This is a genomic window from Reichenbachiella faecimaris, assembly GCF_900176375.1.
Classification (GTDB): Bacteria; Bacteroidota; Bacteroidia; order Cytophagales; family Cyclobacteriaceae; genus Reichenbachiella; species Reichenbachiella faecimaris.
Genome location: NZ_FWYF01000001.1, coordinates 1466879 through 1490162, shown reverse-complemented (window position 1 = coordinate 1490162; position 23284 = coordinate 1466879). Strand labels below are relative to the sequence as shown.

17 protein-coding genes are annotated in these 23284 nt (G+C 40.2%); 12 read left to right on the top strand and 5 right to left on the bottom strand.

The features are described 5' to 3' along the window. Positions 1–23 precede the first annotated feature (23 nt). From tpx to B9A58_RS06180, 3 genes are all read right to left on the bottom strand, one after another. Positions 24–524: a thiol peroxidase gene (gene tpx, locus B9A58_RS06190; RefSeq protein WP_084371533.1), complete on the bottom strand. Its 501-nt coding sequence runs from the start codon at positions 522–524 to the stop codon at positions 24–26. Positions 525–649: 125 nt separating this feature from the next. Beyond that, entirely contained in the window at positions 650–1990 is a 1341-nt protein-coding gene (locus tag B9A58_RS06185) for a M16 family metallopeptidase (RefSeq protein ID WP_084371532.1), read from the bottom strand. A gap of 4 nt (positions 1991–1994) precedes the next feature. Beyond that, the gene (locus B9A58_RS06180; RefSeq protein ID WP_084371531.1) at positions 1995–3368 is read right to left on the bottom strand and encodes a M16 family metallopeptidase; all 1374 of its coding nucleotides are present in this window, start codon (positions 3366–3368) and stop codon (positions 1995–1997) included. A gap of 499 nt (positions 3369–3867) precedes the next feature. On the opposite strand from B9A58_RS06180, the gene B9A58_RS06175 reads away from it, so the two are divergent. From B9A58_RS06175 to B9A58_RS06155, 5 genes are all read left to right on the top strand, one after another. Further along, positions 3868–8133, top strand: a complete 4266-nt coding sequence (locus B9A58_RS06175; protein WP_084371530.1) for a cache domain-containing protein — start codon at positions 3868–3870, stop codon at positions 8131–8133. 447 nt (positions 8134–8580) lie between these two features. After that, positions 8581–9300 (top strand): DUF4331 family protein, encoded by a 720-nt coding sequence (locus tag B9A58_RS06170; protein WP_084371529.1) that lies wholly within the window; start codon positions 8581–8583, stop codon positions 9298–9300. Between the two features lie 33 nt (positions 9301–9333). Beyond that, entirely contained in the window at positions 9334–10176 is an 843-nt protein-coding gene (locus tag B9A58_RS06165) for a DUF4331 family protein (RefSeq protein ID WP_084371528.1), read from the top strand. A gap of 93 nt (positions 10177–10269) precedes the next feature. Then, the gene (locus tag B9A58_RS06160; RefSeq protein ID WP_084371527.1) at positions 10270–11562 is read left to right on the top strand and encodes a tetratricopeptide repeat protein; all 1293 of its coding nucleotides are present in this window, start codon (positions 10270–10272) and stop codon (positions 11560–11562) included. Continuing rightward, a complete protein-coding gene (locus tag B9A58_RS06155) occupies positions 11562–13784 on the top strand; it encodes a TonB-dependent receptor (RefSeq protein WP_245826998.1) in 2223 nt (740 codons plus the stop codon). Before B9A58_RS06160 ends, B9A58_RS06155 begins: the two co-directional genes overlap by 1 nt. Before the next feature lie 69 nt (positions 13785–13853). Here the strand turns inward: B9A58_RS06155 and B9A58_RS06150 are convergent, their stop codons facing one another. Both B9A58_RS06150 and B9A58_RS06145 read right to left on the bottom strand, forming a co-directional pair. After that, the gene (locus B9A58_RS06150; RefSeq protein ID WP_084371525.1) at positions 13854–15263 is read right to left on the bottom strand and encodes an ATP-binding protein; all 1410 of its coding nucleotides are present in this window, start codon (positions 15261–15263) and stop codon (positions 13854–13856) included. A gap of 204 nt (positions 15264–15467) precedes the next feature. Continuing rightward, the gene (locus B9A58_RS06145; protein WP_084371524.1) at positions 15468–17087 is read right to left on the bottom strand and encodes a glucose/sorbosone family PQQ-dependent dehydrogenase; all 1620 of its coding nucleotides are present in this window, start codon (positions 17085–17087) and stop codon (positions 15468–15470) included. A 223-nt stretch (positions 17088–17310) separates the two neighbouring features. Here B9A58_RS06145 and B9A58_RS06140 point away from each other — a divergent pair, with 223 nt between their 5' ends. From B9A58_RS06140 to B9A58_RS06110, 7 genes are all read left to right on the top strand, one after another. Then, positions 17311–17853, top strand: a complete 543-nt coding sequence (locus tag B9A58_RS06140; protein ID WP_084371523.1) for a DUF4287 domain-containing protein — start codon at positions 17311–17313, stop codon at positions 17851–17853. A 43-nt stretch (positions 17854–17896) separates the two neighbouring features. After that, on the top strand, positions 17897–18907 hold the full coding sequence (locus tag B9A58_RS06135; RefSeq protein WP_084371522.1) for a Gfo/Idh/MocA family oxidoreductase: 1011 nt from the start codon (positions 17897–17899) through the stop codon (positions 18905–18907). Positions 18908–18991: 84 nt separating this feature from the next. Then, entirely contained in the window at positions 18992–19315 is a 324-nt protein-coding gene (locus B9A58_RS06130) for an ArsR/SmtB family transcription factor (protein WP_084371521.1), read from the top strand. Between the two features lie 3 nt (positions 19316–19318). Continuing rightward, entirely contained in the window at positions 19319–19783 is a 465-nt protein-coding gene (locus B9A58_RS06125; RefSeq protein WP_084371520.1) for an SRPBCC domain-containing protein, read from the top strand. Beyond that, positions 19780–20166 carry a DoxX family protein gene (locus B9A58_RS06120; RefSeq protein WP_084371519.1) on the top strand — a complete coding sequence of 129 codons (387 nt, stop codon included), beginning with the start codon at positions 19780–19782 and terminating at the stop codon, positions 20164–20166. Before B9A58_RS06125 ends, B9A58_RS06120 begins: the two co-directional genes overlap by 4 nt. A gap of 11 nt (positions 20167–20177) precedes the next feature. Then, positions 20178–20759 (top strand): YdeI/OmpD-associated family protein, encoded by a 582-nt coding sequence (locus tag B9A58_RS06115; protein ID WP_084371518.1) that lies wholly within the window; start codon positions 20178–20180, stop codon positions 20757–20759. A gap of 133 nt (positions 20760–20892) precedes the next feature. Continuing rightward, a complete protein-coding gene (locus B9A58_RS06110) occupies positions 20893–23262 on the top strand; it encodes a TonB-dependent receptor (protein WP_084371517.1) in 2370 nt (789 codons plus the stop codon). Positions 23263–23284: the final 22 nt, after the last annotated feature.

Here is a 23284-nt window from a genome sequence, read left to right as displayed (position 1 = left end):
CAATGGGCTTTCAATGAATGGGCTTATGCCAAAGCAGCTAGTGCCTTTTCGAAATCAGGGTCTTGAACGATCTCTGGTACTTGCTCTGAATAAATTACTGTATGGTTTTCGTCGAGGATCACAATGGCTCTTGAATGAAGATGAGCCATGGGACCATCTATGATGGTTACCTCATAGTCCTTCCCAAACTGACCTGTTGTGAAATCCGAAACCGTCTCAACACTGTCAATACCTTCAGCTCCGCAAAATCTGGCTTGTGCGAATGGCAAATCACGAGAGATACATAGAATTTTGGTATTTGCCAGTCCACTAGCCTTTTCATTAAAAGTGCGAACAGAGGCTGCACAGATACCTGTGTCAATACTTGGAAATATATTAAGAATCACACGCGAACCTTTGTAATCAGCCAGAGAGATATGTGAAAGGTCATTTTTCACCAGGTCAAAATCTGGAGCTTGCGAACCGTTTGCAGGTAGATGGCCAATGGTATTGATCGTATTGCCTTTTAGTGTTATGGAAGCCATAGTTAGATATTTAGTTTAAATAAGTAAATATACAAACCAGAGTGCAGGGATGGTGTCTGAATAGGAAAAAAGAGAGGGTTATTTATAAACAAAACTCCCCTTTGTAAGAGGGGAGCTTTGTGGGCTTAATTTTCTTCTGATTCCATTTTTACTGAATCAGGTACTTTGCCAGGCTGTAAGAAATCTTCTTCTTTTACCATATCGGCCTTACCCAAATAAGTCCAGCTGATCACATCTGTATACTTGTCTATTACTCGATTGATGTCTTCTAGTGAAACGGCGTTCACGCGTTCGGTAAAGTCTTCTGACATTTCCCAGCCTCCTTTGAGTTCATTGCTTCCCAGACTTTGAGATTGGGATGACAATGTTTCTTGTCCCATATAGAACTGTGTGAGGTAGCTTTGCTTTTTGTTGATCAGTTCCTTTTCATCAAAGCCTTCTTTTTTCAGTTTACTGATTTCATCCACCATCACCTGGATGGACTGTTTTGGGTCAGTAGTAGAGATGTAAATCCAATTGTATGGATTCGTCACCTTGCCATTGTCATAATAAGAATAAGGTGCATAGGACAAACTTCTTTTGGTTCGCAATTCTACAAAATAGCGTTCGCTCAAAATACTCATTGCGATCATCATGGCTGTACCATCTTCGGATGAAAGAGTGGGGGCACTCATTACACCAGCGATATAATTAGTTGCAATATCTCTGTCATTGATTTTGTTCGAAATCTCTCCAAGCATATTTCTTTCTTCAGCAGGTGGCAGCGTGCCTTTTGGCAGCTTGGCCAATGAAGCACCTATTTTCTTTTTCAAATCAGCTACATCCAAATCACCTACAATAACCAAGAAACTCCTGTCCTTACCTAATATTTTTTTGTAATAGGATTTCAAATCTTCTAACGACAAGGTCTCCAGTGAAGCAGCCGTGCCGTTTGGGTTTTTCTCATAGTTTTTACCTTTAAAAACATTGGCCATGGCCGCTTGAGTTAAACTTTGATCAGGATCTGCATCATTTTGTTTGGCTGCTGAAATCAACTGATCTTTCAATAGCTGATACTGCTGATCATCAAAAACGGGATTCATGATGGCGTCAACAAACAAATCCCAGGATGCGTCCCAATTTTGTTTCACACATCTCATATTGATCTGGCCATAGTCGTAGTTCGTTCCTGCTGCCACTGTGGTGCTCATTTGCTCTAGTGCCGTGCTGTAGGCCAGTTTATCCATGTTGGTTGTCCCACCCGTCACAGCCAGTTGCAAAGCGAAGTCTTCTATACCACTTTGTTCCAATGAATAGTTGGCCGTGCCGCCACTAATAAATAATCTGGCACTCACGATTTCTTTAGGCACAGACTTGTAAATGACTTTAAGGCCCTTTACATCAAACTCTTGCGTTTGTGCAAAAGTTGGGCTCATCAAACCAAAAAAGGCAAGCAGAGCTATATTGAATTTCATAATATTCTTCATGATCTTATTTCTTTAGGTAGGCTTGTAATGAGTTGAGTTCCATGTTTTCTTTCATGTCAGGCGACACCAATAAACCAGTAACGCTTGGTTTGTTTTTGACGTAGTTTCTAACAAATTTTTTGATGTCTTCCCGAGTTACCTTGTTAAGATTTTCTACATAGTTTGTGTAGTAGTCTATACTGGCCGACGACCACCAATAGGTTACCGTATGAATAAATTGTGAAGTCTGCTCCTTGCTATAAGCATCTTGAATGGCCAGCATATTTTTAGCTGTTTCCAATTGCTCATCTGTAAAATAATCGTCAGTATCCCATTGTGCCATCTCCTGTTCCAATACTGCAAACGCCTCTGTGATTTTGGCCGGATTGGGTACCATGAAAATATAAATGGGCCCAACATACTTGTTGGTTGAGTAGCCAACATTGACATTCATAGCAAGGCCGCTCTCTATTAGGTTTTGTTGAAGCTTAGATGATCTCTGTGATAAAATGAAGCTAAACACATCTGCTGCATAGGTGGCTGGAATATCATTTCTAGTATCAGGCCCATGGTATCGAATTAATGCGATTGGTGTTTGTGCATTTTCATTTTCAGTAATGAAATAGGAATCTTTCTTTAAAGGCTCAAATTCTGGAATAGGATATTTTTCAAATGGATCAAAATCGGAAGGTTTCCAGTCGCCAAATACGGCATTCGCCTTTGCTAAAACTTCATTGTGATCCACGTCTCCTGCTACTACCAAGATGGAATTGTTAGGATGGTAGTACTTGCCCTGCACGATCTTCATTTTTTCGGTGGTTGCGGAAAGAATCACATCGTGATCACCAATCACATTTTTGCGACTGTATAAATCACCCCACATTTTCCGATCACTATCTTGAAACAAGAAAAAGACTGGATTGGATTCGGCACGTTGGAATTCGCCATCTACTACGGGGTTTTCGTTCTTCATTTCTTGTTCATCAAATAGTGGATAGCGAATGGCGGAGTTCATAAACTCCATGCCTTCCTGCAATTTTAAATTGCTGAGGGTTACGAAATAATTCACTCGCTCTCCAGAAGTAGTGCCATTGAACACGATACCTAACTCTTTGGTACGCTCAAGAAATGCTTCTTGTGAAGGTAAATCTTTGTTGGCCTTGAAGAACATGTGCTCGTAAAGGTGGGATAGCCCATCAAATTCGGGCGACTCGGTATAGCCGCCATTGCGCACGGTAATTTCGATGGTGGCCAATGGTACAGTATTGTCCTCAATCGTGAGGACTTCCAGGCCATTGTCAAGTGTTTCTAAAAAGAAATTGTCAGGGAGTTTTTGCTGGGCAAAAGTGGATGCCGAAGCGAAAAGCAATCCCAAAGTCAAGAGTTTAATTGTTTTCATGAGTTTTTGAATTTATTAAAGGGTTAATCTATGAACTAACTGGAAAATTAAGAATAATAAATACACGGATGGAAGATATCTGTTTTAATCCGTTGCTTAGTATTCGACTTGTAGACTTCTGGAAAGCTCGAAAAGTTTTATACGGGGACTCTTTTTATGATAGAAGCCGTCAAGAGGACAATGCAAGGATTAATCTGTATCAGCGCCTGCTTCTGGACATCTAAAATCAAACTTCTAATCCTTTGATATTGACCTAAAATAGGCTATTATTATGCTGAGGCAAGCATTCCGTATTTTAGGGCAAATCACCTAAATGTATATGGATAAGCATCAGCGGCATTTCTGAGATAATTAAAAGCATTTGTAGGAAGGGTATTTCTTCAGATAGTCATTGAGACATTTTCTGTCGAAACCAAAAGCAGTTGGAAAACTGCAGCGTTTGGTATTCCAGACTAGTAAGTATTTATTCTGTTGCTATATAATATTTTAATCTCTAAGAATGGCTGTTAAAAACAAATGGTGGGCGTTGTTTCCTACTTTGATTCTCATATCTGTGGTATTCATGTACTATTTTTTTGTGTATGTGAAGAGCAATGAAAAGGAGTTGGTTCTCAATAATATGCGGGTATTGTTGCAGACGAACAAAAACATCGAATCAAGACTTAATTCCTTGTATAAAATCAGTCAGTCTAAATTGAATGAGATTTTGTACAATAAGGGTGAGAATACATCAACTGGCGAGTTCAAACATCTGGAAGATGCTGAGAAACCAAGCAAGGACACGCTTTATAAGATTTCACACGGAAGTGTCATTTTCTATTACTTTGATGGTTCATGTGCCTATACCTATCAACAGGACATCAAAGAAATTTTTGCGAATCCACTCATCCATCGCGAAGATGTTTTTGATTTTATCACAATTCGTCAGTTTTCTGATGAGGGTCAGACACAAGAAATACTGTATACCAACAGTACAGTAGGTGGCACGCGGCTACAACGAGATTCAAGTTTTTTTCAGTTTAAAGCCCAGAGTTTTTTTGAGATCAATCTTGGTTATGAAGATTATGTGGTTTTCAACTCTCTGCTGCGCGGGGAAAATAATATTTATCTGACTGGATTTGTCAACAAATCGAAATTTAATGAACGAAAGCGCGAGGTTTCGGTATTTACAATTACGCTGATAACCATCTTGATTATCATGATGATCATTAGTTTGCCTTTGCTCAAGCTTAGAGTAATGAGCAATTTGGAACGGCTGCACATATCGGATATTTTCTTGACTGGCATTTCGATCGTCATGGGGACTGCCATTCTGCTCATTCTATTCTTGTTTTATAGTTCTAATCTAATCTATGAACAAGAGAATCAGGAGAGAAAGCTAGGTAGGCTAGCCGATAGAGTCAGTGATGGTTTTTATCAAGAACTTGATTCGATGCTTGATAGGATGAAGTTTATTCGAAACCAGACAGATAATAAACTAGATATACTGCACAGTTCGGATCAGATGGGTGGTAAAGCAAAGTTGGAAAGCATTGACTTCCTTAAGGACTTTGAACTGGGACATTATGATGCTGTTTCAAATTTCTTTTGTTTAAAAAATGCACATCTGAGCTGGGAGGACTACGGCTATGCCAATCTCTATTTTTGGACGGATTCAAAGGCTCGCATGAAAATACAGCTATCTCCTAGGTCAGAAGTGAGTAAAACGGGTCCGGATTTGAGCCATAGAAGTTACGTCATGGATATCATAAACAAAGAACCCATAGTTTACTCCAGGGAATCTTTATCGACTAGTGGTGTCCAAGATAAGGATACAATTGCCATAGAGTCTATCAGATCTGTGCTGGATGGCACTTATGAGATTGCTATTGGAATACCTTCTGGAAATGAAAAATACCCAGTTTTGGCCAGAAGCGGGCCATTCGTTACGTTAATTGATCCCATTATGGAGATTGGATATGGGTTTTGCATTTTTGATGAGAATGGAAATACCTTGTTCCATTCGGATAAGACCAGAAACCTAAACGAGAATTTTCTGGATGAAACCTACAATACTTTTGATCCCTTTATTGAAAGTGGGGTGTCGCATTTTACTTCAGTGATGTATGCCGGATTGAATCATTATGTACGCGTGCTCCCAATGAAAAATCTCCCTGGTCTTTACATGGCAGCATTTGTTGACCATCAATATATCAGATCACCAAATGTGATTGCCATGAATGTGACCATATCCATGCAGGTTGTTTTTTATATTTTCATCACGTGCTTCTTTTTCGTTATTTATCTGCTTACCTCAAAGAGAAGCAAATTAAAGCAGCGAATTTTCCCATTCAATTGGCTTAGGCCGTATTACGATAGTGATGGCAAATACGAAAGAATTTATTTGAGGCTTTTATCGACTAATCTGCTGGCTGTGATCTACCTGATTTTGAGTTTTTTTACTTCAGGTCATAATCCAGACACTTTAATTTTTTCACTTCTTTTTGTAGTGCTTTTGCTGATCGCTGTTCACTACTTGATACTTGCTACAAATCTTCCCTACGAACAAAAAATACATACCTTATTTTCAATAAGCAATAGGTACAAGACCTTGTACCTGCTAGCCATAGGTCTCTTATTATTAGGGTTCTTAGGATATGGAGCTCATACATTACGGGCTCAGTATGAAGATTGGATTATTTCTATTCCTTTTTGGGTTTCTCTGGTTGTCCTACTGTTATTGTTAGGGTTGCTTTTTTATCCACTGATCAAAGAATTATATACCAGCAATAGTGCGGCTACAGAAAACAAAAAGAATCCGTACAAATTCAAAAAATTTACAATCTATAAATACTATGCTCTGTCATGGGTTTTGATTTTATCTATTCTTCCTCCTCTTACCTTCTTCACGATCAATTTCAAAAAGGAGAAGGAGATTTTGTACAAAACCAACATTCTTTCGATCAAAAGGAAGAATGATCAATGGGAAAAGGTAAAGCTGGACAATTATTATGAACCAAAACAGATACCAAAAAAACAAAATATTAATGATCCGCATGGTTTAGTAGGAAAGATGAAGAATCTTAAGATCCTTAATCCTGACTCCCTTGTTTTTGTAAACTCAGAGCAAGTTGAAATAAAGCCCGATGATCGACTTCAAACCGCCAGATTTGTTATTCCCAAAGGGTATAACATACTTGAATTTGGAGCAGAAAAGGAGGAAACAAAGAGTGGGTTATTTGGAGATTACTATGGGGCATTTAGGTTTTATTTTGACAATTATGGCGTGATGAGTCAGGGATATATTCCAGATGTTGATAGAAAAGGCAACTGGTCTTATGCGAAGGGTGGTATTTATTTCAATGATTCCAAAATGAAGATATCGACTCCTCCTCAGTCTCTTGCAAGTATTATATACCCACATTGTGGGTCACATGTTATTTTTTTACTGGTACTTCTGCTGGCTACGTATCGGGTGATGGAATATGCAGTGCAGAGAATATTCGGGTTGGACTTCAAGAACTATGTTGATCATCTGATCTCGGATAAAAGATTGGATGATTTTACCCAAGAGATAGTTGAGATCACAGCGTATGATGATCAGAAAATCAGTTCTTTCAATAACTGTTTGATTATTAGTGTCAATTCATCACACCTATTTCAGATTCGAGAAAAAATAAAAAACGAGAGGGCCGATCGTTTTGTTTGTCTGGACTTATTTGATTTGGATAATCAGGCATTTGAGAATTCGAGTGATCAGCAGAAAAAAGGATCAGGATCAGAGTCTGAGCAAGTCAAGCGGGTGATATTAAATATGTCCAATTTTTCAAATGAAAAGAAAGGGCATAAGCTGTTGGAAGAGGCACTCAATCATGATTTGAAACATGTCAAAGAGCCCATTCTTCTATATATAGAGCATTTCGAGTATGCCTACAATGATTTGGTCTACAATAGAAAAAGAATGCTCATACTGCAACGCATGGTAGATAATCCTTCGATACGTGTCGTGATTTCGTCTGAGATTAACCCGAAAAAGATTTATCAATTTTATCAGGGATGTATTCAAAGCCTAGAAAAAAACTTAGCAAAAAGTACAGATGGCTATATGGAAATAAAATCCAAGCTGGATGAAATCATGGTGGATTATAAAAAATGGATGCATCTCATGGGTGGGTTTTATAAGATGACAATTCCGCTAGAAATCATAGAAAGCGGGGCAGATGGAGTGCTGGAAGAAGGACTTCACTCAGAGTTGAGTAACGGTGTTTTTCTGGATAGAATCAAATGGCGCTATACTGGTGCTAAAGCCTCAAAGGAAATTTCTAAGGAGGATTTTACATTGAATGTGCAGGAAATTTCGTCATCCTATTATTTCTCAATATGGAACTCACTGTCTCAAGAAGAGCGACATATTGTCTATGACATAGCCAAAGATAAGTATGTGAATACGAATAACACAGATGGGATCATTGAGCTTCTGCATAAGGGTATTTTGAAATATGATCATTCACTACGCTTGGTCAATGAAAGCTTTACCAACTTTGTACTATCAGAAGTAAACAGCAATGAAGCTTTAGAAAAGGAGCTTGAATCCAACAAAAAAGGTAAATGGAGTGTAGCGTCATCTGTTATTATTTTGGTGATCATAAGTTCGATCGTTTTTGTTTCCTTTGGAAAAGTGAGTGGCTTAAGTGATATCAACGCACTTGTCAGTTCTCTGGGAGCTATTTTCGCCTTATTTCTAAGAATCAGTGGGCTTGTGACTTTGGGAGCAAAAACTACCTAGTCTCTGGATAATATTTCAAGTTCGACAGCATATTCTTCATAAAATACCACCTAGGAAAAAGTAGTTAAACAAGCATATTTGTTATGTCTGAATAAAATGGACGTAATAAATCCTTTCTCTAACCATAGATCGTCAGAAGCTCAATTTCTCTAAAACAGAACGGGTTAAATAGTCTTTCGCACACCTTTTAAACTCCTTATTTATTAAAGGATAGCCTCATCATTATTCAAAATAAGAGCATTTAATTTTTCAGGGTGAAAAACAGCCTTTGACCCTCTTGCTGAGCGATTTTTAGGTTCTAATTTTGGGTTTTCACATCTTATTTTCATTTTTTTTCTAAAAAAATCTCCTCGTCAAAATCCGATTCAGTCTTGAACTCCGTAGGTCTTACCCAAAATGTGACGGACACATTTAATTAACATTTATTCTAACTAAAATCTAATTCTTATGAAAAAGAAAATTGTAATAGGTCTAAGCATGGTAGCTATGGTGCTGACTGTCGTTTGGGCAGCGGATCACATTGATGCACCTGCTGTGGGGTCTCTTACCGCAGGTAGTGGAGATACGGACATCACAGATTTTTATGCATTCGAAAGCCCTGCTTCTAGCGACAATTATGTTTTTGTCTGCAATGTGCAGGGACTGACGGCACCAACCGCAACAGGAGATTTGTCTTTCAATGAAGACGTGATGTATGAATTTAACATTGATACAGATGCCGACCAAGTAGAAGATTGGGTGATCCAGACTATTTTCAGAGATGGCAAGGTCATTTCTTTTGGTCCAGTAGCACCTTCGGCTTCGGGCACTGCAAGTACAATTGAAAATAGTGGCCCACGGGTAGAAGCATTGGTTACTGCCTATGGAGAATCAGCAGAAATTGGTACCGCCAGCGGCATCAAACTATTTGCTGGTTCAAGAGATGATCCATTTTTCATGGACTTCTTCAAGTTTGTAGATATTGTGAATGGTGTGGGCAACTCGCTTCAGCTAGACGTGGCAGATCCTGCGGACGGTGAAGCGTATGCTACTTCATTCGACGCAAGCGGAGCAGACACTTTCGCTGGTACTAATGTAATGTCTGTAGTAGTAGAAGTACCTAAAGACATGATCGGCGGATCAGCTGTAACTCAGTTCGATGTATGGGCAGAATCGAAGAGAAGATAATAGCCTAATTCTAAAAATTAAAATCAAAATACAATGAAAAATATACGAGTAATATTAGCGGTTTTATTGGTAGGTGTGATGGGATTCACAGCATGTGACGAGGATGATGATCCAGAATCTCCAATGCTAAGCACCAGTGGAGACGTGACGGTAGATATTGAAAAAACTGTAACGCTGGAAGTAGGCGCATCCTCAGGCACTAACTTGACTTATGCCTGGATACTTACAGATCCTGATGGCACAGTAGCCGACTTGTCTGATGCAACGTCTGCAACTCCTTCTTTTGTCGCTTCTATAGCAGGTACTTATAGTGCAGATGTGGTAGTGGTATCTAGTGATGGAGGTACGGCAAATGAGACCATTGAAATCACTGTGGTAAATCCTACTTATGAGCAGGAAGATCAAATGGGTAGACCGGCCATCAACACCGTGTTCAATTACTTTGGTGATGCAGACACTAAAAATGCATATAACCAAACCTTGCCTGCCAACGGCTCTTCAAACGCCGGAGGTTTCGAAGGGATTTTGGATGCCTTACAGAACTATATCGGACTAGATGCCGATACCTATGCCAATGTTTTGGGACTAGATAATACGACTACAGCTACTGTATTGTCAACGGATGTATTGAATTGTAATAAATCGGCATCGACCACTTATGGCCCTTCAGATTTGGATAACATCACCTTGTTTTCCAATGTGCTGAATGGAAGAGGACTAGACAATGATGTGGTAGATGTGACCTTGATTCTGGCATTTGCTGGAGATGATTTGACGAATTTGTCCTCATTGCAAGAGGGACTCATAGCGGATGGTGTAGCAGCCAATGATAAAAGCTTCTCTACGGAGTTTCCATATCTGGCTAGCCCGCACTGATTTAATTGAAAAAGCAGGTGGCCTGGAATTTCGTGTAGCGCCACCTGCCTTTCTTTTGAGTTATTGATTTATTTCAACTTAATCCTTTCTTTGATGAAAAATACAATATTCATACTAATAGCCATTTATGCAATCAGTTGCAATTCTAGCCCTCAAACGATTGTCAACCCGGCAGACTATTCATCCTATCTACAGGTCAGAAACACTTCAGATCTAATTAACGACCTAAACCAAGAAATTGAGTTTTGGATACAAAAGGCCAGTCAGCAAACCAATGGCTATACCTTTTATGACAAGGCCAACAGTGCGTGCCAGCAGTTATTTGAATTGACTGGTGACGATCAGTATTTAAGACAAGCGCAAGACTTAATGATCGAAGCTGCCAAATACGCTCCTCAAAAAGCCAAAGTGGGACTCTTGCAGCGATTGGCATCAAATGCCATCAGCCGTCATGATTTTCAGACAGCTCTAGTTTACGCCGAAGAGGCTGTCAAAATCAATGTATTCAGAGATGAGAGTTACTTGATTTTGTCAGATGCCTTGATGGAAGTGGGGCAGTATGACAGCGCAGGTAGTGTGCTCAAAACCTATGAACACCCTGAGTCATTTGATTTTTTGGTAAGATGGTCTAAATACATGGATCATCAGGGCGATCTGGACTCTGCCATTCATACCATGGAGATTGCCTCCAAGCTTGCCAGCAACAGTGGCAATAAAAAGCTGGAAAGCTGGAGCTATAGCAATCTTGGAGATATGTATGGGCATGCAGGGCGAATAGAGGACTCTTATCAATATTTTTTGTCTGCCTTGTCTATAAATCCAAGCGATCATCATGCCTTGAAAGGAATAGCTTGGATTGCGTATGCCAATGATCGAGCAGTGGAGCAAGCAGAAACCATCTTGACTTATTTGATGGATATCAAAGATTCTCCAGACTATCATTTGTTGCTGGCTGATATGGCTGCATTTGAAGGCAATGAAACTGAAAAAATTAATCAATTATATCTGTTTAGAGGTAGGGTGGATCACCTACATGCCCGTTTAATGTATCAAAAGCACTTGTCCGTGATAGAAGCCGAAATATTCAATGATCCCCTGAAAGCCCAACAATTGGCTTTGCAAGAAATAGAAAATAGACCCGTTCCACAGTCTTATGACCTGCTGGCTTGGTCTCATTTCCACAATGGAAAATTGGATAAAGCAGTGAAAATCGTTTCGACTCATGTAGATGAAAAGACTTTCGAGCCAGAAATACTCTATCACATGGGCATGATCTATTGGTCGGCTGGTCAGCATCAAAAAGGCCGAAAGTATTTGAAAGAAGCTTTTGAAAGTGGTTATGAATTGGGACCAGTGAAAGCCGCCAAAATTCAACAAATGATATAATGACAATTTCGAATATGAAAATTCTTTCTTTTTTTCTACTCTTTGCCATTCCTTTTATTGGCTTGGGCCAAAAACTATCTGGAACAATCACAGATGAACAATATGTGCCCCTACCAGGCGCTTACGTGACCAACATGACCAAAGGAACTCATGCACATACAGATGAGTTGGGTAGGTTTCACTTAGAAGGTGTGGAAGCGCAAGATACACTTTCGGTAAGCTATATAGGGTTCAAAACAGAGCAATTGATTGTTTCGAAATTGAGTAAAGGATTGAAAATAAGACTGACCGAACAAATCGTAGAGTTAAGCGAGCTGACCATTACACCCGATTTGAATGCGATTCAGGCGTTGACTAAAATTGACTTGAATACTGCGCCCGTAACTTCATCACAGCAGATACTTCGTACCGTGCCAGGTCTAATGATCGGTCAGCATGCAGGAGGAGGAAAAGCCGAGCAGATATTCTTACGTGGCTTTGATATTGATCATGGCACGGATTTCAACATGACCGTAGATGGTATGCCAGTGAATATGGTGTCTCATGCGCATGGCCAGGGTTATTCGGATTTGCACTTTCTGATTCCTGAATTGATTCAAGATATTGATTTCGGGAAGGGGCCGTACAATGCAAGCAAAGGCAATTTTACAACGGCAGGGTATGCCAATATTCGAACCTTGTCCAGTCTCAAAACCAGTTCTATACAAGTAGAAGGAGGCCAGTTCAATGCCTTTAGAACCGTGGGACTTTTCAATTTATTGAATAACAAAGACCAGTCTGCTTACTTAGCAACCGAATACAGTTTGTCTGATGGGCCATTCGAAAGCTCGCAGAATTTTGGCCGAATCAACCTGATGGGTAAATACAATGCCAGAGTGGGAGATGACCGAATCGGATTGCAATTTTCACATTTCACCAGTCAATGGACAGCTTCGGGACAGCTGCCACAGCGAGCCGTGGAGGCTGGTTTGGTGAGTAGATTCGGTTCGTTGGATGATACAGAAGGGGGCAATACCAGTCGTAGCAACCTGAAACTCGACTACATCAAAACGATCAATGATCGCTCGTTCATCAACAATCAGCTCTACTATGGGGTGTATGATTTTGAGCTGTATTCCAATTTCACTTTTTTCTTGGACGATCCAGTCAACGGTGACCAGATTCGCCAAAAAGAAAACCGCCAGATCATTATGGCCACCAGCGAATTCAATCAATCGTTCGATTTGGGCAGGCATGAGAGTTTCCTCAAAATCGGGGGTAGCATCCGAAATGATGTGGTGAACGATATAGAGCTGTCGCACACTGCCAACCGAGTCACCACTTTGGAGCAAATCCAACTCGGAGATATCAATGAAACCAATCTGTCGGCTTATGCGCAATGGGATATCGAATTGGGTAAGTGGCTATTGAGTCCTATGGTGCGGTACGATTTATTCAAGTTTAATTATGATGATGCCCTGTCAGGCGAACAGCTATACGAAACACAAGGTATTGCCAGTCCAAAGCTCAATGTGTTGTACAATCACTCTAAGAATCTACAGTTGTATTTCAAAAGTGGATTTGGTTTTCACTCCAATGATACCAGAGCGATTGCGGCTAAGCAAACAGATATCATTTTGCCCAGAGCACTGGGTTACGATGTGGGATTTATACTAAAACCCACATCCAAGTCTTTCCTGAATGTGGCCTTTTGGTCTTTGGATCTAGAACAGGAACTGGTATATGTAGGGGATGCGGGAATTGTGGAGCGAGGAGGAAGAACCCACCGTTATGGGGTGGATCTGAGCTACAGATATCAACTCACGCCCTGGTTGTTTTTCAATCAGGATGTGAACTACACCCATGCACGAAGTGTGGATGATCCCGAAGGACAAAACTATGTACCCTTGGCACCGGGACTAACGGCTTCGGGGGGAATAGGTGTGGCAAGAGCTACAGGCTTTTATGGTGGAGTGCGTTATAGGTACATGGCAGATCGCCCGGCCAATGAAGACAATTCTATTGTGGCTACTGGCTATACTGTAGTGGATATGAATGTGGGCTACCAAGTAAAAAACTACACCTTCGGCGTAAACATAGAAAACCTCCTAAACACCGAATGGAATGAAACCCAATTCGCTACAGAATCTCGTATGCAAAACGAGCCTGCGTCTGTAGAAGAAATCCATTTTACGCCGGGTACGCCGTTTTCGTTTAGAGCCTTTTTTAGGGTGAGTTTTTAGGCCTTATCTATTTTTTATAAATTGAAAGCTGGATGACGATCACAAGTGATCGTTACGTTAATGTTGGGCTCAATAAAGAATCTCCTCATCCAGTTTGTCTAAAGCATTTTTACTTACAACATAAGCATAAATGCTATTTGGAACAATGAGTAAGTCATCATAATCTTCAAATTTGGTTTTACTCGTTATTACACCCTTGCGCAGATTATTTTTAGACATGAATTGCTTGAGCTTACCAGCTTTAGGGCTATCTGACCATTTAAATTCTACAGCCCATTGAACATCTTGGAAATTATTACTCACTTGAATTAAATCGACCTCTCCCTCATCCTTTCCACTTTTCCAATTAGCATACCTTAAGAACTCATGTTCCCTATGCAAGTACTGAGCATATACTGCCGTTTCAACTAAATGGGGGAATCTTTCATCTATATCTTTTATACGCCCAAACAACCCTGTATATAAACTAGGATTGGTCAAGTAAACTTTAAACTGAGTAATATTCTTAAATCTTTTGGCTGAAATATCTACTCGATGCAACACTTTAATTAAGAAAGCTGCCTCCAAATATTTGATGTATTTCTTAATTGTTTTGTTGTCCGTTTTCGTTTCTTGTGAAACTTTTTTGTAATCAAGTATTTCACCGGTTCTATAGGACAACACATTAAAAAACTGTTGAAGTTCCAAAGTATTCTCAATACCAAAAAGTCCTGGCAAATCTTTCATTATTACTTTATCAGTAATATCTTTCTGGATGACCCGCTCTGGATTTTTTACTTTTTCAGAATTCAGTGCTATTTCGGGAAACCCCCCAAAATTTATATAGTCAATAAAGTGATTATTAAATTTCTCAATATCATTACATTTGTAAAATCTTCTTGGCCCATTGAAATCAACTTCTGTTTCCTTCAATATATCATTGTAACCATTTAAATCGATATATTCAGAGAAAGTTAAAGGTGGTAAAAAGTAATCAGTAAACCTACCAGCGCCACTTTCAATACTTTTCATTCTCAGTGCTGCTGCCGCACTCCCGCTAGCTATGAATTTAGATTTTCGGTTTTTATCCACCAGTGATTTTAGGTGTATTTCCCAATCTTTTAGATATTGTATCTCGTCAAAGAAAAAGTAAGACTCTTCGAGTTTTACGTCATTAATTGAGAGCCCATCATTAATTAATTCCTCAAGAGGCATATTAGTATAGATCGGTGTATCCAAACTGAAATAGAATATGTTTTTCGGACTGATACCAGAATCAATCAAATCTTGAATTGCCTGATACATAATTACTGTTTTACCAATTCTTCTAGGTCCCATTAACACTACTGCCCGATGTGGAAATTTTTGCGTGACTAATTCATAGAAACCCCTGTAGTATCTCCGCTTACTAAATTCATCGTAGAAAGGTATCCTACCATCATCCCACCACGTGTTATCATCTATGATTCTACCTGTAAGTATAGTTTTATCAAAGGCCATGTTTCAATTTTAAGGATAGTTATCCCAAAATTAATTAAAATCAATTTAAGGACAAGCATCCCAAAAATTTAAAAGAGCCTGACAAACACTATCATCCATAAGCTCACCTAGTTATTTGTAAAGGCCAGTGGAACTGGATTCTTTTATAGAAATTTTAATAGATCAGCTTGCGGATGATAGTTGAGCATTAAAATCATTATTTAATTACCTCACCACCAAGCGCTCGGTCTGCACTACACCACCCACTTCGAGCTGTACTAAATACACGCCTGGTTTCAGGCAAGGAGACTCGTATTTTGCGAAAATATCTTCTTGATGATATAAGGTTTTACCCTGAAGGGAGAGGATTTTGATTTCTTTGCTTAATCCATTGATGGTCGATGAAAAAGTAATGTTGGCCTTATCGTAAGCAGGATTGGGATGTATTTGCATCATTTGAGTATCTACAGGTGTTTCATCTGTGGTTAGCGCAAATTCTCGATATTTAAAATGAAGAATGGTGCCAGGGTTTTCTAAATCATCGGTATTGCTACTGGATGGGCCTGACGTCTGGCCGCGATTGTCTGTAATCACATAAAACTCTTGTCCGTTGGGATGGACGGCCATGTCTCGGTAGCGGTTTTGTGTATCCCAGTATTCCATAGCTTCTCCTACAGCATTTCCTTGTTCATCAATCGGCTGTCTGAAAACTCTCCCCAATTTTAAACTGACAATAAGCACAGATCTACCCCAGCCAGGAACCCCTTCCGTATTTTCATAGATGTCAATACTAGATGGTGCCACGGTCGGCCAGCAGATGAATTTCACATCGCACGACTGGTCTATGAAATCATAATCATCTTCCACCGTATAAAAGGTCTTGATTGGAGGCATAAAATCATCATGAGACCATTCGCTCTCTTCTGTTATCTCAGCTGATATTGGGCAACTGTAATCATCAAACCCACCACAGTTATCAGCCGAAGACCAGTTGCAGTAGGCATAGGCCTGGTCGTCTTGGTAGCCAGCCACATGAGGCCAGCCATAGTTTTTGCCTGCCACAATTCGGTTGAGTTCATCGTCGGATTTGGGCCCATGCTCTGCAGAGAATAATGTGCCATCTGCTGCAAAAACCAGTCCTTGCGGATTTCTATGGCCATAGCTGTACACATGACTTGCCACACCGTCTATGATCGGATTGTCGTCTGGAATGCTTCCATCAGTATTTAGTCGCAAGACTTTGCCTTGATAGGTATGCCAATCCTGATTGTCGACTTCCTGCTGTGTGGGCAGTGCCTGTGCCATGATCTCCAGACACACATTGTCGAATTGATTTTTCCCCTGATCTCCGATCGTGTAGTAGAGCTTATCATCAGATCCAAATTTCAACCGTCCAGAGTTGTGGTCATTGCTTGCTGGCAAATCTGTGAGTAGATCTACAGGGTCTCCTAATGACCCATCTGCTCCGTTAAGTGTGTAAGTGTATCGGACGAGCTTTTGCTTTCTCATTTCATCAAAATACGAATGCGAAACGTAGACATAGTCATTGTCCAAACCTTTCCCCAAATCAGGGTGCAAAGTCATGCCCAGCAATCCATCTTGAGTGGAAGCTTGATAAGCGCTTGCTATTCCAACGAGATAATCGCGGTTGCCCGTTTGTGGATCAATCCGGACGATAGTTTTGCTGGTACGTTGAGTAATCCAAAGCCAATTATCAGGGCCATACAGGATTTCCCATGGATCTGCTAGGTCATGGTTCTCGATGATTTGTTTCATCTCGAAATGCTCCTGAGCAAATGATTGGGTATAAATAATAAGTAAGAATAAGAGAATGCCTGACCGCATAGTTTCATTTTTTTATCAAGTAAGGATAGGGGGAGAAGTGCGCTGAACAAAATAATGTCTCAAAATTGGATGTATTGGCCGATTTTTACTCCTTTACAGGTTTTAGGTTTATTCAAATCTGTAGCTTTTCATCTCATAGAAGTACGAATAAAATGTATGGGCTGACGCATTTGGTCATTTCTAAGATTCACTATATTAGTATTGAAAACCAAAATAAAAACTCATGGATCAAGCACTCAAAACAATGATTGACAACATGCCTGCTAAGACGGGTAAGTCATTAGAAGAATGGAAAAGAATCCTGAAAGAAAAAGCTTTTGGAAAGCATTCGGAGGGAGTAAAATATCTAAAAACTGAACATCAGGTCACACATGGATTTGCCAATACGATTGTATTGCTTTCTAAGGAAGAGAACCAGTCGTCAGAAGATTTGGTGGAATCTCAGTATAAAGGTAAGGAAGGCTTATTACCAATCTACAAAGCGCTGATCAGTCATCTCAAATCGCTAGGAAGTGATGTGACGATCACACCCAAAAAGGGAAGTGTAAGCATTATCAGAAAACATCAATTTGTTTTAATTAAACCTGCAACTAAAACCAGAATCGATCTTGGGTTCAAACTAAAGGACAAACCTACAGGGGATCGACTAGGAGATTCAGGGCCATTTGGTACTATGTGTACACATCGTGTGATGATCTCAGAAGTTTCAGAGATTGATCATGAACTGAAGGGTTGGATTCAAGAAGCCTATGACCAGTCTGTATAAGTAGCATAGAGCGCCTTCTAGAACCAATCCTTATATTCGAATTATGAATGGAATAAAAACAGGAATATTGTCATTTGGCATGTCAGGCCAGATCTTTCACGCCCCATTTTTAGCTGCACATGAAGGATTCGAATTGTATGCCGTGGTGGAGCGATCAAAAAAGAATGCGCAATCCATTTATTCAAGTGTCAAAAGTTATGATAAGGTCGATGAGCTGATCGCTGATGATACCGTTGAATTGGTCGTGGTGAATACCCCAAATGCCACGCATTTTGAGTTTGCAAGGCGAGCACTTCGGGCCAAAAAACATGTACTGGTTGAAAAGCCTTTCACTATTACCTCAGGGGAGGCACAGCAACTCTATCAAGAAGCTAAAAAAAATAACGTTCAGGTTTTCCCTTACCACAATAGGCGATATGACAGCGATTTTCAATCAGTAAAAAGTGTGTTGAATGCTGGCAAGTTGGGAGATCTTGTAGAGGCACATATTCGCTTTGATAGATATAAACACGATATTGGAGAGAAGAAGGCAAAAGAAACTCCTGGCCCTGGAGCTGGATTGTTGTATGATTTAGGGCCACATATTTTAGACCAGGCCATCTCTCTTTTTGGAATACCTGAGACGTGGCAAAAAAGTGTGAGACATTTTCGTCCGAAAACACAGGTGGATGATTATGCATCCATACATTTGTCCTATCCCAATGGCTTGCAGGTTTTTCTTACAGGGAGCTTGCTCGTAGCTGATCCCTTGCCATCATTTGTTGTTCATGGGACACTAGGTTCATACATCAAGAAGCGAACGGATGTTCAGGAAAAGCAATTGTCGGAAGGCATGCATCCAGGTGATACGGGCTATGGAGTCGAGCCAGATGTGGATCAAGGTATGCTGACGATTATTAGCGCCAGTGGAGAAAAATTGCAAGAGCATATTTCGTCAGCCGCATCATCTTACATGCAGGTCTTTGATGATGTCTTTCAGGCCATTAGAGGGGGTAAGCCATATCCAGTAAAAGAAGAAGAGATCATTCAGCAGTTGCAGATATTGGAGGGGTAGTTGTCAGCTCTCAACTTTTAAATTCTCACATTTTTTTGCGTAGTCATTTGACTACATATATATTTGTAGTCAAATGACTACGTAATGAATTTAAGAAGAGATGTATTTCAAGCCATTGCTGACCCAACGAGGAGGACGATCCTGTTGTTGGTGGCTTCACAGTCCATGACTGCTGGAGCTATAGCGTCCAATTTTGATACGGCCCGCCCCACAGTTTCAAAACATGTACAAATACTCAGTGAGTGTGAATTGCTCCAGCAGGAGCAAAATGGGAGGGAAATCACGTACTACCTCAATCCAAAAAAACTTAAAGAAATCGCTGATTTTATTGAACCTTTTCGCAAAATGTGGGACGACAGATTCGATAAACTAGAAGCTGTTATGAAAAATTATCAATCAGATCAATAGCACATGGAACTTAAAACAAAACTGGAAGCCACAGAAGGTAAGCAAGAGATTTTGATCAGCAGGGTATTTGAATTACCATTAGAATTACTGTTCAAGGCCTATGTAGAACCAGACCTTGTGGAGCAGTGGATGGGCACTAAGGTGCTGAAGTTAGAAAACAAAAAACATGGCAGTTGGCGATTCGAAACCACTGACCCCAAAGGGCACGTGCATGGCTTCAATGGAACCATTCACGAGTTTGAGCCCAATCAGAAGATTACGCGGACATTCGAAATGGAAAACACGCCATTTCCCGTTCAGCTGGAGTTTTTAACATTTAAAAAGCTGACTGATCAGACTAGCCAACTCAGTATGCATATTATTTATAAGTCTATAGAAGACAGGGATCGCATGCTGGAATTGCCATTTGCTCAAGGGATCAGTCTGGCGCATAATAGACTTGAACAAATTTTAACTAAACTGATATGACTTTTACAAAGAGAAATAAAATTATCTATTGGGTGGCCACGTTGTGGCTGTCGCTTGGTATGGTATCTACAGGCATAGTCCAACTCATAAAAATGGAGGAAGAAGTAGATCGGATGTTGCTGTTGGGCTATCCGTCATATTTACTCACGTTATTGGGTATTTGGAAACTACTCGGTGTGGTGGCAGTGCTTATTCCAAAATTTCCATTAGTCAAAGAATGGGCTTATGCTGGTTTTTTCTTCGTCATGTCGGGAGCGATTTTTTCCCATTTCGTGGCAGGAGATCCAGTCATGGATTTTTTTGGGCCTGTGCTGCTCATTGTTTTGACCATCACATCTTGGTATTTTAGGCCAGCAGATAGAAAACTTGCTTTGACCAATTGATTAGACCTATGATGAATCCAAAAGTTGATTTCTTTTTTAATAAAACATCCAAATGGCAGGCATCTTACGAAAAGCTAAGAGAGATTGTGCTTGACTGCCAACTCATAGAAGAGCTGAAGTGGGGGTGCCCGTGTTATACTTTTCAGCGAAGCAACGTGGTGCTCATTCATGGATTCAAAGATTACTGCGCTTTACTCTTCCATAAAGGAGCGTTACTCAAAGACACAGAAAATATATTGATCCAGCAGACAGAAAATGTACAATCTGCCCGCCAGATTCGATTTACAAGTTTAGAAGAAATAAAGAAAAGGGAAGCAGCCATAAAGGCCTATGTTTACGAAGCCGTTGAAGTAGAACGGTTGGGTTTGGAGGTGAAAATGAAGAAGACGGCAGATTTTAATATGCCTGAAGAGTTTCAAATGACTCTTGATGAAAATCCAAACCTTAGAGCTGCATTTGAGACTCTGACACCAGGCCGGCAAAGAGGATACCTGTTGCATTTTTCTCAAGCCAAACAATCCAAAACGCGAGTATCAAGAATTGAGAAATGCATACCTCTGATTCTTGATGGCAAAGGGATTCAGGATAGATAAATTGGTTGCAAAACCTTTATTTATTACAGAGACTTGCCGTTGACCCCATAACTCTGGTCGTTCAAAGATTTCATTAGACTATTCACTGAAATTAGTGCTGTTTTGCATGGTTAATTAAAACTCAGGAATTCCAATGATTCGATCAACAGTCGTAGCTATACTTATTTTAAGCTCCTTGGCGCTTCGAGCGCAAACCAGAACCCAAATTGTTGGAAAGGTGGTAGAGAGCGAGAGCAATAAGCCTGTCGAGTTTGCCACAGTGGCCGTGATTGATTTGAGAACCAAAAAACCAATCACAGGAGCGACCACTTCACTAGAAGGCGCTTTTGCAATCAGTACCTCAGAAACAGCATTTGAGATAGAGATTAGTTTTATAGGATTTGAAAAGAAAATCATCAGTGATTTTCAAGTAGTAAACAATAGAGTGGACTTGGGCACTATTTCTATTAAAAGTGATAGCAAGCAGCTGGAAGAGATTGTGGTTGAGGGCGAGAAGTCTCAGACTGAGTTTAGAATTGATAAAAGAGTATTTAACGTAGGGTCTGACCTCAGTGCTGCAGGAGCCAGTGCGCTGGATGTACTTACCAATGTCCCTTCTGTCAATGTAAATATTGAAGGGCAAATTAGTCTGCGTGGAAGCACAGGTGTACAAATACTCATAGACGGAAAGCCATCTATTCTCACAGCCAGCAATGATGGCAATGCACTAGGTTCCATCACGGCCGATATGATCGAAAGTGTGGAGGTCATCACCAACCCTTCTGCAAAATATGAAGCAGAAGGTACATCAGGTATCATCAATATTGTTTTGAAAAAAGAAGAGAAGAAAGGGACGAATGGTTCCATTTCCATCAATACTGGCGTGCCTCACAATCACAGCATTGGATTTAGTTTGAACCACAGGACTGAAAAGTTCAACCTTTTTTCGCAATTTGGCGTGGGCTATCGCGAGTTGCCAAGGGATAAGCAAGCTTACAATCAAGACTTGTTGACCGATACAATCATTTATTCAGAGGGAGAAGAGTTTAGAAATGAGAAATTTTATAACGTAATCTTAGGGACAGATTATCACATCAATGATCGCAATGTCATCACCTTGTCAGGTAATTATGCTTTGGAAATGGAGGATCAGCCTTCACATACTGATTTTTCTATGGCAGATGGCGCAGAAAATGTAGTATCACAATGGAGCAGAACTGAAGTGACAGAGGCCACCAATCCAAAATATCAATTTGATTTGCAATATAAGCGTGATTTTGAAAACCATAAAGACCATGAACTGCTGGTGTCAGCTACAGGTAGTTTTTTTGGCAAATCCCAATCTTCCGACTTTTTGGATGAAACCGTAGCTGGGACGGAAAATCAAAACGCTCAGCAAAAAACTGAAACTACCTTTGATGAAGGAAAATACACGTTCAAATTGGACTACACGAAACCTTTTTCAGAGGGGTTTACCTTGGAGACAGGAGGCCAATATTTGCTCAACAACGTGGGCAATGACTATGCGGTTCGAAATTTAGAAAACGGAGTTTATGTTATAGATTCTACTCAAACCAATGATTTCGAATACAATCAGGACGTATTGGGTGTGTATGGTACAGTGGCCTATGAAAAGAAAAATTGGGGGCTGAAACTAGGTCTTCGTGTAGAAAATACCGAACTGAATACCCTATTGGCTAATACAGGAGAGAAGAACCATCAGAATTATACAAATTTATTCCCTACCGTTCATACCTCTTATAAAGTAAAGGAAAACATTTCACTGCAAGCGGGCTATTCAAGACGAATCTACCGTCCAAGACTTTGGGACTTGAATCCATTTTTCAACATTAGAAACAATTTCAATATCAGACAGGGTAATCCCGATCTACTTCCTGAATTTACAGATTCCTTTGAATTAGGAGCCGTTTATAATAAAAACACATTGTCACTCAGTTCATCACTCTATCATAGATATACAACCAGTGTGATCGAACGCATTTCCTTTTTTGAAAACAATGTGAATACAACTAGACCGGAAAATATCGGTACCAATAATGCCACAGGATTGGAAGTAAATGCGCAGTATGAACCACTGAAATGGCTGACGTTCAACGCAGACTTCAATTACAACTACTTCGTGAGAAATGGAGAACTAGAAACCACAGTTTTCGATTTCAGTGCAGACCAATGGTCATCTAAGCTGACCACAAAACTGAAATTGCCCAGAGATTTTGATTTGGAATTTACAGGCCGCTATCGATCAGCCTACGAAACCGTGCAAGGTCATGTCTCAGACAGGGCATTCTTGGATATGGGTGCACGAAAAAAGATATTGGACGGCAAGGGGGTAATTAATATGAGTGTGAGAGATGTGTTTGCCTCCAGAATAGAAGAGACCATTGTATCACAGCCCGATTACAATCTTTACACCAGATCACTCCGTGGCCGATTCGTTACCTTAGGATTTAGTTATGGTTTTGGCAAGGGAGAAGCCATGACCTATTCGGGAAGGCGGCGTTAGGATATTATGGATAGTGGTGTAT